This is a genomic window from Dyadobacter sp., assembly GCF_017744695.1.
In the GTDB taxonomy this organism is placed as follows: Bacteria; Bacteroidota; Bacteroidia; order Cytophagales; family Spirosomataceae; genus Dyadobacter.
On record NZ_JAGIAS010000002.1, the window covers coordinates 766,579 to 781,309 of the forward strand.

Consider the following 14,731-nt stretch of genomic DNA (forward strand, 5'->3'; position numbering starts at 1 on the left):
GATTTTTGGGCTGCACTCTTGCGTCCCATTTTTGAAACACTCTTATTTAAAATCACCTGTATTCCATGTCTTCGCCTTTCCCGCAGCGATATCTACATTGACTGTCTTACTTCCATATTTCAAGACACGTTTCTGCGCATTTGGCGAAAGCAGCGTTACGGATTTTAATTGGCCATTTTCCCAAACTTCGTCGACTGTTACATTGCCGCGGGCTTTTAACCCTTTAACCGAACCGGTGGCCCAGGCGTCGGGTAATGCGGGGAGGAGTTCGATCACGCCGGTCTGCGATTGGAGGAGCATTTCGGCGACACCGGCTGTGGAGCCCATATTGCCGTCCAGCTGGAATGGCGGGTGGGCACACAGGAGGTTGGCATACGAACCACCGCCGTCGGCCATGTTGGTACCCTGGTCAGCTACCGGCCGGAGCACGCTTTTGAACAGCTTGTGCGCACGGTTACCATCCTGCAAACGCGCCCAGAAGTTGACTTTCCAGGCCAGCGACCACCCTGTACCATCGTCGCCTCGGGCATTGAGGCTCACGCGTGCGGCTTCGGCTTCTGCCGGAGTTTGGGTAATGGAAATCTGCTTGCCCGGATGCAGCGCAAAAAGGTGCGAAACATGACGGTGGTGGTTGGTGGAGTCGTCGACGTCCTCACGCCATTCCTGCAACTGTTTCCAGCGGCCAATCTGCAAAGGCAATATCTTGTCGCGGGTAGCGCGCGCTTTTTGTGCGAAATCGGCGTCGATACCCAACACGGCGGCGGCTTCGGCGGTATTATTGAGCACGTCCCAGGCCATTTCGTGGTCCATGGTAGCACCGGTAGAAATCCCTCCGTGTTCGGGCGAATACGATGGCGACGATACGAGGCGGCCTTTGCCGTCATTGCTCAGGTAGTCCATCCAGAATTCCGAAGCCTCTTTCATCACGGGATAGGCCGTATTTTTTAGGAATACTTTGTCATTGGTAAATGCATAGTGTTCCCACAAATGCTGAGACAGCCAAGCCGCACCGCCGGGGAAAAATCCCCATGGGAAATCCCATCCCGGCGAAGTATAACCGTAGGCATTCAACATCGTATTCACGATCCATCCTTTGGCATTGAAAAACTCCTTCGCCGCCAGCCGCCCCGGCTCCACGATCGACTGTGTAAAGTCCATCAATGGCAAATGGCACTCCGAAAGGTTGGTCGCTTCGGCAGGCCAGTAGAGCATTTGCACGTTGATATTCGTGTGGTAGTCGTTCGCCCAGGGCGGGTTGGTGCTGTCGTTCCATTTGCCCTGCAAGCTCATAGGCATGGTACCCGGCCGGGTCGAAGAAATCATCAGGTAGCGGCCGTATTGAAAGTACAATTCTTCCAGACGGGTATCTGGCTGACCAGCCGAATAGGCTTTCTGGCGCTGGTCCGTTGGAAGGGCTGGTGCAATGGCATTTCCCAATGTCAATGCGACGCGGTCGAACAGGCCGTGGTAATCCTTTTGTTGCTCGGCGAGCAATGCGGCGTAATTTTTGCCAGCCGCTTTGGCCATTGTTGCGGCGTTGGCTTTCTGGTAGTCATTTCCTTTGTAATCCGGGAATTTCATCACATAATCCGTGGCAACGGTGTGGATCAGCACAATGGATTTGGCACCGGTTACGGTCAGCACGCCATTGCTGAAAACGGTTTTCCCATCGGTATCGATCCGGTAAACGGTTTCAAATTCCTGGTGATTGTCTTTCAGATGCCCGCCAAATGTGTACTGATTTTTAGCAAACTGCTCATAGTCTTTGGCATGAGGCGTTTCGAAACGAATGGAATAGGTTTCGGGCGTCGAAGAGGTGAACTTGTACACCATCGCTTTCGAGGGATAGTTCCCGAAATAGGTCCTTTCAAAATGGCTACCGCCTGCATCGTAGCTCACTTTGCCCAATGCATTGGAGATATTCAGCTCACGGCGGTAGTTCTGCACGGCACCCTTGGAAGGCAGCTTGATGAACAAGTCTCCCACTGTCTGTTGCGCGCCGAAATCGGAAGACGGGGTGTTCCCCTTTTTTTCATGAATGACGCCCGTCAGTTCTTTGTTCGCCAGTGCATGGGCCTCCTTCATTTTTCCGGCAGCGAGCAATTCGCGCACCTCCGGCAAATGTTTGTAGGCCTCTTTTTTTAAACCAAAATTATATTCGGCATTGGCGCCCTTGCCGCCTGCCCACAAGCTCCCCTCCGAAAACTGAATGCGTTCTTCGTCCGTTCCGCCAAAAAACATGGCGCCAACATGGCCATTGCCAATCGGCAACGCCTGGGTCATCCATTGTTTGGCAGGCTGGTCGTACCAGAGCGACAAAGGTGCGGGTTTGGGTTTGGGGTTTGGCTGCGCTTGCAGCGGGCTGAATGCCGTTACAGAACAAATGAGTAGTCCGAGAAATGTTTTCATCACTGGGGTTTTGGCAAATAATGGTAAAATTAGATGCCGTTTTTGAATTAAAAAATGACTTTCCTACCATCGCCTGGCCCTACTCGATGGTCAGTTTGGGTGAACCGGTGAGTTTCATATTGCTTTTCGGCATATTTTCCAGCCTGATATTCTTGCCCAGCACATCCCCTTCGAGCTTCAATCCAGAAACCTCCACATCCGAACAGCCATTGAACCAAAGCATATTATGGTTACCGGATTGAGGATTGAGCTCCGTCGTCCGCACGATCCTATTGTTGTTGAAAACCAATCCCCGCGTACCCTTGGCGAAAAGCACAGGATAATCAAATGTATTAAAAGTATTACCCTCTATCCGGATATGGAAATGAACAGGCTTTTTGGGGTCGGCTATTTTATTGGACGGGTTAACGGCGATCACCGCATTACCCGGCCCGCCCTGGTAGGCGCAGTCGATAAATTCGTTGTTGCGGATGGTAACGTCGCGGACCGGGCCCGACTCGTACCAACCCTCCGCGTCGGCTTCGATCAGCACGGCGCTCATACCAGTGCGGAAAAACGTATTGTTTTCGATCACGGCCTTGCGCGGAGTCGTGAGCAGCACGCCGCGGGTGTTGGTACGGGTAAAATAGTTACCCCGGATAAGCACTTCCGGCGTCCAGGTCATGTTTTCTATACAATCGTGTGGTTCAAGCGTCGCGGGGACGGGCTTTTCGAAGGTCAGGAGTATTTCGCGGTCGTTCAAGTGGTCAGCGCTTTTGACTACCCCATTCGCAAACCGGTCCATGGAAGCCGAGTGCACAAATGCGACTGTGTCTTTGGGAAAGAATGCATCAAAACCATAGCTCTGCCCGTGCATAAACCGCACTTTGAGGGAGTTCGCATCGGGCTTGCCGACAATACGCAAATTAGTCCCATGCACATTGATCGGATCATCGTGCGCGCCCGAGAACCGGCAATCTTCGACAATAACCTTACCCCGGCAACCCGAAAAGTGCATAAAATCAGCAGAGGAGGCGACAATGCGCCCGGTTTCGGGTCGCGGCGCGCAGGTGACGCGGCGCATGGTTACGTTTTCAGTATACTGACTCACAATGCCTAATCCGTGCATATAATGCATACCCACGTCTTCGAGCGTTACGTTTTTGCATTCGCGGATGTGCATTCCTACCTGGTCGCGGATAATGTCGCGGACGGTGAGGATGTTACCGGGTTTGGGGCTAACGCTGGTCTGGAAACGCACGCGGCCGGGCGCTATTTCCGTCGCCTGTGCGTTTGCATAAGGCTTCCAGTCGCTGTAACGCATGGTTTTCAGGGTAGTATCAAACTCCACGGCATGGAAATGCGTCGTTTTCCAGCCTTCTCCAAACCATTCCAGCTTGCCGTCGCGGATCGCATAGCGGGCGTCGCGCTGAATGTCCAGTTCCACCCCGTCGCCGGACACTTTCGCGTACCGCATTTCAGACATTGTCGGCCGTTCAAAATCGACGTGAATGTTTTGCAGCTTCACGTTTTCACAATGTTCCAGCACGATCGTCGTCATTTTCCCATGAAAAACGAACAGCGCGCCGTTGCCGTCGATCATCAGGTTACGGGCGTTGCGAAAAAGCATGCCGATCGTTCGGATTTTAAGTGAATCCTCTTTTTCGGTTGAGGTATTTGAAATAAAATACTTTTCACGAATAGCGCCATCGGGCCAGAAATCGTACCGGCCTTTCGGGAACGCCAGGGTTGTCTTCCCGGTGCGGATCGTCTCGTCGATGACCTGCTGAATGCGGGCAGTGACGTTTTCGTAAGTATCGGGATGAATGCCTGCGTCTGCCACGGAAACCGTTTGCGCATGGGAACGGTGTTGCAGTAGTAATGCGCAGAACAGCGCGGCGTAGAAACGGTAAGGCATGGGCATCGGGTCGGATAGGGTCAGGTGGTGGTCAGGTATGGTCAAGTGTAGTCAGGTGTGGTCAAGTATAGTTAGGATTGGTCCGGTAATGTGAGTCGGTCTGCAAATTAGGCCAAAATTGAGATTGTTTGTGCAAAAAGAAGCGTGGCTGTTTTTTTGACAGGTGTGGTCAGGCGTAGTCAAGTGTAGTTGGTTTTTTGTCAGGTATTGTCAAGTGTAGTCAGTTAGGGTTGGTCAAAAAGATTGTCGGGGATTATGGGGCGCAACGGGGCAGGATAACGCATTAGACTTAAAATAGCCGCTGGAATCGCGTAGCGATGTAATGTTGGTAGCAATCGATTCGGATGGTGTATTTCAAAAATGCCGTCAGGCATGTAACAATAATGCGCTGTTGTTACATGCCTGACGGCATTTTGGCAAAACCGGGCTCCTCGTTTTTTCTACCAATATCACATGCCTAACGGCATTTACTACTGGGCAAAACAACACTTGACCATACTTGACTACCTGACTACTCCTGGCTACACCTGACCAGACCTAATACCGATGCGGAAAATACGTATTAACGACCCGTCCATCCGCATACAATTCCAGCATCGCGAAACCCGGAGGTGTTTCCTGGTAATAATTCGGCGCGGCCGATTCGGCGTCGCCTTTGCCCCACCAGAAACCACTCATAGCGCCGTTACAGCAATACTGGACGCCGTTGTACTCGGTGTGGTCCTGTAAATGCTGATGCCCGCTGAGGCAGATACGCACCTTGTCGCGGTGTTTGTAAAAGAGGTTTTTCAGCTTCTTGTAATCCGAATGCCCTCCCCCGCCCGCAAGCATAGGCGTAGCGCCCAGGATCGGGTAGTGTGACATCAGGAGCACAAATGTACCCGGTGCGAGTTTCGCGAGGTCAGCTTCCAGCCATTGATACTGTTCGTCGTCCAGCGACACGTGCTCATTGTTCCCGTCGAGGATCACAAAATGCCAGTTCTTTTGAGTAAAACTGTAATAACGACCGGGCGTTTTGAGCCGCTTCACCACATAATTCTTACCGTACATTTCATCCTCTTTGGAAGGCGCCGCCCACCAGGGATCGTGGTTACCGATGCAGCTGTGAATTTCGTAACCTTTCAGCGTGGCCGTGCATTCATCCCATAGCTTCCAGTAGCCCAGCATGGTCTCGCGGGTAACATCCTTATAATCTGCGGCATGAATAGAGTCCCCACCATTGAGAAAGAAATCGGGCTTATGTTTCAAAACGTCGGCAAGACACTTTTTGAAACGATTGGGCGCGTCGTCGCCCTCGCGGATATGCACGTCGGTGATATGCGCGATTTTCAGTACCGGCTTATCGGCAACAAGCCCGGCATGTGTCGCCGGGCCTGTCATCGAAGCAGCCGTGAGCAATCCGGTGTTACGGATCCAGGAACGTCTGTTCATTGTATTGATTTTAAATTAATTCCAGCCAAAAACCTGCTTCAACTTGGGATTCAGCAACATTTCCTTTTGAGGAACAGGTCGGTAATAATATTTCGGGTCTTCGAATTTGCGTGCAGCGGTTTCGGTCACCATCGTGCCGCCGGCATTGCCGTTTTTGAGGTACACGGTCACGTCGTCGCCAATCGCCCCGGCCCGGTAATAGAGCAGCACCACCCCGAGGCTGTTCTTTTCTTTTTGCTTTTCGTCGGGGATGGTCTTGGATTTATCAATGAGAATGATATCCTCTACACCGTCGCCTGTCAGGTCGTATTTACCGAGACCCGGGAAATACATTCCTTCCGGGATTGCTGTCAGCAATTTACCCGCTTGCCAGCGCATTACGTCGTTGAAGCGCAGGTTTTCGAATGCGAACTCTACCCTTCTTTCACGACGAATCTCGAAAATAACGCCGCGGTTCGCGCCGGTTACGTTCGGGTATTTCTGCACCATCACCGGATCGGGACTACCATTGGCCGCGGCGAGCTTCAAATCCGGCATCGCCACGCGCGCACGGATCAGGTTCACCGATTTATCGAGGTCATCCTGGGTCAGCGTCCCCAATTCCGCTTTCGCTTCGGCATAAGTCAGCAGCACCTCCGCATAACGGTATACGGGCACATCCATGCTATTCAGGGTCACGTTGTCGGTGGAGTTGACATACCCCTTCAACTGGTGATAACCCGTAAAGTTCTTGTTCAGTCGTAAAATATAGGGTGCCGTTTCCGCAGCGCGTACCCAACCCGGGTATACGAGCGTCTGCGCGAGGCGGGGATCGCGGTTCTGGAATTCCTTCACAAAACCAAACTGCTGATAACCCTGCACATCCGTGAAGCGGGACCCGTCTTTCATCAGGTAAGTATGCACGAGGTCACGCGAAGGAGCCTGCTCGTAATCGCCGAATACCGTGCTGTTGATATTTTGGCCGCGATCTTTGGTCTGATCGAAGGCATTGGTCAGGATCACCTCCTTATTCGAGCTCAAATCCTGGCTGCTGAACAGCGCCGCATAGTCCGCATTCGGTTTGCCGGTGTTATAGATCTGGAACTTGTTCGATGCCATGATCTCGGCCGAAACCGTGGCTGCCGTTTCCAGGAATTTGTTGGCCGTCGCCTGAAGGTTTAGTTCCGGGTGGTATTTCCGGTAGGTACCTTCATACAATGCCGTGCGGGCATACTGCGCCTTCACCGCCCATTTACCCGGTGTTCCGGCAGTCACCGATTCCCGTACATTCGCCGCTGCGAAAGCGAGATCGGCCATCACGCTGTCCATGACGACGGCGCGCGGGTCTTGCGTTTTGTAAAGGTCCTCGTCACCGGGGTTCAACGTTTTCGAAAACCAGGGAACATCCGAAAACCGGCCCACTTTTTCGAGATAGAACTGCGCACGATAGTAGCGGGCTATTCCGGCGTAGTGCGCTTTCACGTCGGAAGTCGCAGTGGCCTTGTTATAGTTGTCCAGGAAGTAATTGATATTCCGCAAACGGCCCCAGTCCCAGCCTCCGGTGATGGTCTGCGAGCTTGGGGAGCCCGTCATCATCACTTTCATCTCCACTGCACCCGTCGTGGCGGCATTGTCGGTGCTCTGGTCATTAAGGTAGGTACCGTACATGTCGGGCATGCTCAGCAGCCCGTTGACGTACAATGCGAGGTCGCCCTCGTTGCTGAAAAACAATTCCGGGGAAATGGCGTTCTGAGGTAGTTTTTCGAGAAAGTCGTCGTTACAGGCACTCACACCGGTCAACAACGCCAGTAATAATATATGCTTTTTCATTTCAGGCTGATGGGATTAAAATCAAAACTCGACATTGACACCAAATGCAAACTTCCGCTGGAACGGGTACGAAAAGCCGTTCGACGTGTTAAAAGTGCTGCTGTTGCTGATCACCTCCGGATCGAAGTACTTTTTGAGTTGTGAAAATTCAAAAAGGTTTTCCCCGCTCGCGAAGATGCGTACCCGGCTGATATTGTGCTTTTGCAGCAGCGAAGTAGGCAGCGAATAGCCGATCGTGATGTTTTTAATCCGCAGATAAGCCGCGCTCAGCAGGTATTTTGTCTGGGAAATGTCCAGGCCCGAGCCATAATTGTTATCCGCAAGCCACGATTGCAGCACCGGGAAATTGGCGTTGGTATTCGCATCGGCAAGACCTGCCGCAATGTAGGATTTCGAATGCTTGGCGCGCTGCTGGTCCGAATCGGCCTGACCACGGTAATAATCGAGGTTCCAGGGGTAAACGTTGGCATAAGGCTGCTGGTAAGGGCCCCAGTAGAGGTAATGCCGTGGATAGTAGTCGCCTTTCAGCACGCCCTGCAACACGGCCGAAAAATCGAAGCCGTTCCAGTCGGCATTCAGGTTGAAACCGATTCGGTAGCGCGGGGTTGTATTTCCGATCACCGAAAGGTCCTTCGGGTCCTTTTTGGTCAATCCCTGCGTAATGCGGCCGTCGCCATCGAGGTCCTTGTATTTCGGCCAGCCCGGCACCACCGACAATGCCCCCCACGGAACGATATCGCTTTCGTCAAGCTTAGCGATTTCGTCGGTATTCTGGAAAAGGCCGTCATTGGTAAGCCCCCAGATTTCACCCAGGGTCTGCCCTTTGCGGAATTTCGAGAACAGTTCCTGGTCATTCTTGAAACGGGTAATCTTCGAATGCGAGTCCGACAGGATCAATTTGGCGCTGAGGGAAAGCGCTTTGCCGCTCACCTGGTAGGTATCGTTGTAATTCAGGGTCAGTTCGAGACCTTTTGTACGCAAATCGGCTACATTTTGGGCTGGCACCTTGGTACCCAATACGCCCGGCAGTTCCTCGCCTTCCACGAGCATGCCTTTGGTATCACGGATATAATAATCGAAACCGAACGTCAGACGGTCTCGCATCACCCCGAGGTCAGCCCCGAAGTTCAGTGTAGACACGCGCTCCCAGGTATAGTTGGATGGGTCCACGCGCAGGATCGGCGAGCTGGTTATGACCGTTTGCTTGTCGCCACCAATCAGGTAGCCGGACAACCCCGCCGGCAATGCCTGACGGAACGAATAGTAGCCGACATTCTGGTTACCGAGGTCGCCGTAAGAAGCGCGGAATTTAAGTGTTGGAAAAAATGGCATCGCCTCTTTCACGAACGACTCCGAGCTCGCAATCCAAGCAGCCGACACGGACGGGAAGAAGCCCCAACGGTTGGTGGATGGGAAGCGCGATGAACCGTCATAGCGGCCGTTCGCTTCGATAATGTAACGCTCGTAAAGCGAGTAGTTGATCCGTCCGAAGAAACTGCGGGTAGCAAAACTGGCATAGTCCCCCGAAGCCTGGGCGGTTCCGCTGGTAAGGCTGATATAGGGCAATGAAGGGGAGATAAGGCCCACCTTCTGTGCCTTGGTAGTGGTATAACCATAGGTTTCCTGGTTATAACCAGCCAATAGCTTTATGCCATGGATGCCGAGTGTTTTGGAATAATTGGCAAACAAATCGAGCACATTGTTGGCCAGGGTTGAGTTCGTTTCGTACACACCGCCGGTACCGCCCTCTGTGCGAATGTCGTTCGGGCCAAAACCGATGCGGTAATTGTGCACGTCCTGTTTCGTATTCCATTGCTCACGCTTGAAGCTGGCCGAGCCGGTTACTACCAGATCGCCGTTCAGAGCAGTTGCGATGCCGCGGAAGATATTCTGGAAGCCGAACATATCCTGCTTCCACTTACCTCCGTCGGTAAGTCTGGCGGCCAGGCGGCCTGCGCCGGAGTTCGCCCAGGTGCCATCGGGGTTCACGGCTACCTGCGTAGGTTGCAGGGTATAAATGTCGCTGATATTGGCGGTCGGCACCGCGCGCTCGGTACGGTAAATTGACAGGTTATTGTCGAGTTTCAGCCATTTGACGGGGCTAAAATCCAGGCGGGCGCGGGAAGAATAGCGCCGCCAGTAGTCATCAGTCAGTTTGTTCAAACCGCCTTCGTGGTTGTAATCTGCCGAAATGTAATAGCCCACTGTACGTTCGCTGGCCGTCTTGGCGCTTCCGGTGAACCCGATGCTGTGATTCTGGGAAAAACTCCTTTTGGTAAAAAAGTAATCGTACCAGTTATTGCTTCCCATGTAGGCCCATTTGGTCGGATCGGAGGGGTCTATACGCGTGTCGGGCGTGGACGGATTATCCGAGCGCTCCTTGGCCCAGGCGTAATACTCGTCGGAATAGTTGACATAGTCCCAGGGGGTATTATCTGTGGACGTTTCCAGCACACGTGAAAATATATACGGATCGGTGATCGGCTTGGGAAGTACCGTCGGCTGCCCCCAGGAGAAGAAGTTGTTATAGCTGATGGACTGCTTGCCTCTCCCGCCCTGCTTGGTGGTGATCAGTACCACGCCGAATGCCGCCCGGGCACCGTAAATGGCCGCCGAAGCCGCATCGCGCAATACGGAGAAGCTGGCGATATCCGAGGGGTTCAGCCGGAGCAGGTCCGTGCTGCTGGCGGCGGCAATACCGTCGATCACGAACAACGGCTCACCGCCGTTAACAGACGTAAAACCACGGATGTTGAAGTTCGGCACGGTTCCGGGCGTACCGCTCTGATAGGTAATGTTCAAACCCGGGCTCACGCCTTGCAAGCCCTGCATGACGTTCGCTACCGGCCTGGCTTCGAACTGTTTACCGGAGATCTGATCAACGGCTCCTGTAATATTCACCTTTTTCTCGACACCATAGCCGATCACGACCACTTCTTCGAGATTACCGAGGTCGGCTTGCATCGTTACAAAAATCTCGCTGCGGCCTTTGACGAGCTCTTCCTGTGTTTTATAACCAATGTATGAAAACACCAGAATGTCGTTTCCCGAAACGCCTTCGAGATAATAATGGCCATTCTGGTCGGTGATGGTCCCTTTCTGGGATCCTTTGATCACGACGTTCACGCCCGGCAGGAGGTCCTTGCCGTCCGTTACACTTCCGGTGACTTTGCCGTTTCCGGCTTTGAGAGTTGTTTGTGCGAATGCTGGTACGACGGCGCCTAGCGCGAAAATCACAACCATTTGCAGGCTTCGCAGCAGCCTCGCGTAATAAGGTCTGGGTACACTTTTCATCATAAGTAAAAGTTTAAGGTTAGTGCCTTCAGGGGACATTTCCGAGCACAAATGTCCAAACCAAAAGTTACGCCAATATTAAAAAATAGTTACCTGATTGTGATTATAAATTGAATGAATGTTCAATTAATTTTCAAACAAATAACAAACTTCCGGTTTCCGTAAAAAACCGTATATTGCCGATAGTTACACCCCGAACCGCCAATGGGAAGAAAAAGCCTCAAAGAAGCCCGTAAAAAGGAAATCATTAAAGTGTTTTACAGCCTGGCCAAAAAGAACGGCCTCGAAAATACGTCCATCGCCAAAATCGCGGCAAAGATGGAAATCAACCCCAGCCTCATTATCCATTACTTCCAGACGCGTGAGGACCTGGTGTACGGGCTGGTCGATTATATTCTCGACAAATACAAGCTTATATATAAGGTAAGCGCCGCCCATTCGAAGGACTCCAGAAAAGCCCTACTCGAAATCATCGGCAATATTTTTTCCAAAAAATGGAATGCACTCTTCGACGACGGCCTGTTCTACGGCTGCTACGCCATGGCATTTCATGACGCCAAAGTGCGGGACCTTTACAAGAAGTTGCTGGATTCGCTCCGCGCCATGCTTATCGGGCATATCGAGCAATGCCGCGAAGATGGTGTGCTGGATGTGGAAGATGTCGAAACGGTGGCTGACAATATCTTCGTACTCATCGACGGCGCCTATTTTTACCTCAGCCTGGTGTCCGACAAGGAGGAATACGAGCAACGGCTGAACAAATACCGGCAGCAGGCATTATCCATCCTGCATTTAAAGGAGCTGTCAGAAGTTTCCGGATGACCGCCTCGCGAGCCTGCGCACTACGGCCCCTATTCCGATCATCAGCCAGATCACATTCACGGCGACGTTCGGTTTATCGCCGTATTCGAGGGAATACACAATGAGGGTCGCAGCACCGGTCATGTTCAGGATGTGAAACGGGTAGCCGTTCGGCTTCAATACGCCGATCGTCAGCAATAGGTATGCCAGTACATACGCGACCACGCCCAGCCAGCCCAAAGTTTCCAGTATCAGTGCGGTATTCATAGCTAATTCTTTTACTCCACAATATTAATGGCGCGTACTTTCATAGCCAAATGGCTCCCTGGACGCCAAACAAGCCATTATTCGTCATTTTCAGCAATTGACCAAATAAAATCACCCAAATTCACAGATTTGCGGAATTTCGGGAGCAAATAAGTTAATATCGGTAAAAAAGCCGCTAATTCACATCAAGTTTTTGGTTTTCCGACCTGCTAATTTTACAAATAGATAATTTTCTGAAAGCACCCGTTCAGAGGCCTCGCGGCCTGTAATGCAAACCAACTGCCTGGTTATCAGACAGCCAGAATTTTATTGCCTTTATATTCATTTGAGCAGCTATGAAAACCCTTAACCCAGGCCTTTACAAGAAGATTTACCTGCAAACCATCGGTGCATTATGCATGGCAACACCGCTCCTGGCCCAAAAATCGTTGCCTGCCTACCAGCCCAATCCGGCCGAACTATCGGCCTCCTACCAAAGGATGACGCTGATGGACTCGCTCACGAAAGGCAGCGTGCTGAAAGCCCAGGTACAACCTAACTGGCTTGCCGACGGACAATCATTCTGGTACAGGAATGTATTGAAGGATAGCCTGACTGAATATCTGGTCGTAAAACCGGGAGAAAACAAGAGAACGCCCGCCTTCGACAATGCCAAAGTGGCTGCGGCGCTTTCCAAAGCGTACGATTCTACCTTCTTGGCGACCCGGTTGTGGGTCAGCGATATTCATTTTGAGCCTGAAAAACATAGCATTATCCTGCAAAGCAAAGGAAAATGGTTTGCTTACGATACCGAAACCGGCACGGCACAGAAAATCGCTAAACCGGATTTACCTAAACCGCAGGATATCGGCTGGACGAGACAACTCAGCCGCTGGGGCCGTTTCCGTGCCGATAGCGTCTCCCCGGACAAGCAGACGAAGGCGTTTGTTCGCAATGGCAATATCTATTTGGGCAAAAAAGAGGACAAAAACGGCAAACAACTGACCTACGACGGCAATCCCCTGAAACCTTACGGCGAACTCAGTTGGTCGCCCGATGGCCGGTACCTGGTGTGCTACCGCATCGACCATCGTGACGAGCGGCAGGTGAGCGTTATATTTTCCTCATTACCCAACACCACCCGCGGCGAGGTCAAAACGCGCGGTTATGCGCAGCCGGGCGACGAGTTCACGAGCTACGAAATGCACGTGATCGATGTTCAAACCGGGAAATCGGTACAGGTACAATCCGAGGCGATCGACTTTTTCAATGCGCCTGTGATACGCTGGCGCAAGGGTGATGCGACGCATTTCACCTACGAAAAAGTGGACCGCGGCCACCAGCGTTTCCGGGTGATAGAAGTAGATGCCACCAATGGCGCCACGAAGCACATCATCGACGAACAGACCAATACATTTATTTACCAAAACATGATTTACACGCATTACCAGCCTGAAAATCATGAAATTATCTGGGTGTCGGAAAAAGACGGCTGGCGGCACATCTATCTGGTGGATGAGCAGACCGGCCAAATCAAAAACCAGGTCACCAAAGGTGAATGGGTCGTACGCGAGATCGACAGCGTCGACACGCAGAAGCATGAAGTGTGGTTCAAAGCCAGCGGCATGAATGCCGGCGAGGACCCTTATCACATACATTACTACCGCATTAAGTTCGACGGAACGGGGCTGGTGAAACTAACCGACCACGCGAAGGCCATGCACCAGCTTACATTTTCACCCGACCGGACCTACTACATCGATACCTACTCGACCATGACCAGTGAGCCGGTTTCGGAACTCCGCAGGACCGCCGATGCCTCGCTCGTGATGAAGCTCGAAACCGCCGATATTTCACCATATCTCGCATTAGGTTTCAAACTGCCTGAAATCTTCAAAGCCAAAGGCCGCGACGGGCAAACAGATATTTGGGGCATTGTGTACCGTCCGAGCCGTTTCGACCCGAAAAAGAAATATCCGATTATCGAAAACATTTACGCCGGCCCGCAGGATTCGTTTGTACCCAAGGCATTCCGTCATTATGGTGAAATGCAGAGCATGGCCGAGCTGGGCTTCATTGTGGTACAGATAGATGGAATGGGCACGTACAACCGCTCCAAGGCATTCCACGACGTGTGCTGGAAAAACCTGGCCGACGCGGGCTTCCCCGATCGCATTGCGTGGATGAAGGCCCTGGCTGAAAAATATCCCCAGGTGGATTCGACACGCGTTGGCGTGTACGGCACCTCTGCCGGCGGGCAAAACTCGCTGGGTGCATTGCTCTTCCACCCGGGCTTTTACGACGCGGCGGTTTCGGCATGCGGCTGCCACGACAACCGCGTCGATAAGCAATGGTGGAATGAGCAATGGATGGGTTACCCTGTCGGCAAGCATTACGACGAGCAGTCGAATGTGACCAATGCAGCCAAGTTGCAGGGCGACCTGCTGCTGATTGTCGGTGAAGTGGATACCAACGTCCCGCCGGAAAGCACCTACCGCGTCGCCGACGCGTTGATCAAGGCCAATAAGGAATTTGACCTGCTGGTGGTACCGGGTATGGGGCATAGTGATGGCGGGGTTTACGGACGCCGCAAGAAAAGGGACTTTTTTGTTCAGAAACTTTTAGGTGTAAATCCTCCGAACAGAAACAAGGCATCTGCCGCACAGCCAGCAGTGCTGGGGAGGTAGGGGTTGGCTGTAAGCAATAGGCTTTAAGCAATAGGCTGTAAGCGATAAGCTTTCAGTTTGAAAAGATCGATTCGCAAAGGCAGTGAACTGCCTTAATGGGCATTCTTGGCCAAAAAGCAAAAAACGACGCGTTAAAAAACAAAAGAAACAACAGACT

General features: G+C 52.2%; 8 protein-coding genes. 2 read left to right on the top strand and 6 right to left on the bottom strand.

Going from position 1 to position 14,731, the window contains the following annotated elements; genetic code table 11:
- Positions 1-42: 42 nt before the first annotated feature.
- From J7619_RS10745 to J7619_RS10765, 5 genes are all read right to left on the bottom strand, one after another.
- Positions 43-2,409 (bottom strand): glycoside hydrolase family 95 protein, encoded by a 2,367-nt coding sequence (locus tag J7619_RS10745; protein ID WP_291197794.1) that lies wholly within the window; start codon positions 2,407-2,409, stop codon positions 43-45.
- 79 nt (positions 2,410-2,488) lie between these two features.
- Positions 2,489-4,351: a right-handed parallel beta-helix repeat-containing protein gene (locus J7619_RS10750; RefSeq protein ID WP_291197796.1), complete on the bottom strand. Its 1,863-nt coding sequence runs from the start codon at positions 4,349-4,351 to the stop codon at positions 2,489-2,491.
- Between the two features lie 492 nt (positions 4,352-4,843).
- The gene (locus J7619_RS10755) at positions 4,844-5,737 is read right to left on the bottom strand and encodes a metallophosphoesterase (protein ID WP_291197797.1); all 894 of its coding nucleotides are present in this window, start codon (positions 5,735-5,737) and stop codon (positions 4,844-4,846) included.
- A gap of 15 nt (positions 5,738-5,752) precedes the next feature.
- Positions 5,753-7,546, bottom strand: coding sequence for a RagB/SusD family nutrient uptake outer membrane protein (locus J7619_RS10760; protein ID WP_291197798.1), 1,794 nt, complete (start codon positions 7,544-7,546; stop codon positions 5,753-5,755).
- 21 nt (positions 7,547-7,567) lie between these two features.
- Positions 7,568-10,843 (bottom strand): TonB-dependent receptor, encoded by a 3,276-nt coding sequence (locus J7619_RS10765; protein WP_291197800.1) that lies wholly within the window; start codon positions 10,841-10,843, stop codon positions 7,568-7,570.
- Between the two features lie 201 nt (positions 10,844-11,044).
- Here J7619_RS10765 and J7619_RS10770 point away from each other — a divergent pair, with 201 nt between their 5' ends.
- Positions 11,045-11,662 (top strand): TetR family transcriptional regulator C-terminal domain-containing protein, encoded by a 618-nt coding sequence (locus J7619_RS10770; RefSeq protein ID WP_291197802.1) that lies wholly within the window; start codon positions 11,045-11,047, stop codon positions 11,660-11,662.
- Here J7619_RS10770 and J7619_RS10775 read toward each other — a convergent pair.
- On the bottom strand, positions 11,645-11,908 hold the full coding sequence (locus J7619_RS10775) for a CBU_0592 family membrane protein (protein WP_291197804.1): 264 nt from the start codon (positions 11,906-11,908) through the stop codon (positions 11,645-11,647). The genes J7619_RS10770 and J7619_RS10775 overlap by 18 nt on opposite strands.
- Before the next feature lie 335 nt (positions 11,909-12,243).
- On the opposite strand from J7619_RS10775, the gene J7619_RS10780 reads away from it, so the two are divergent.
- Positions 12,244-14,574 carry a S9 family peptidase gene (locus J7619_RS10780; RefSeq protein WP_291197806.1) on the top strand — a complete coding sequence of 777 codons (2,331 nt, stop codon included), beginning with the start codon at positions 12,244-12,246 and terminating at the stop codon, positions 14,572-14,574.
- Positions 14,575-14,731 lie beyond the last annotated feature (157 nt).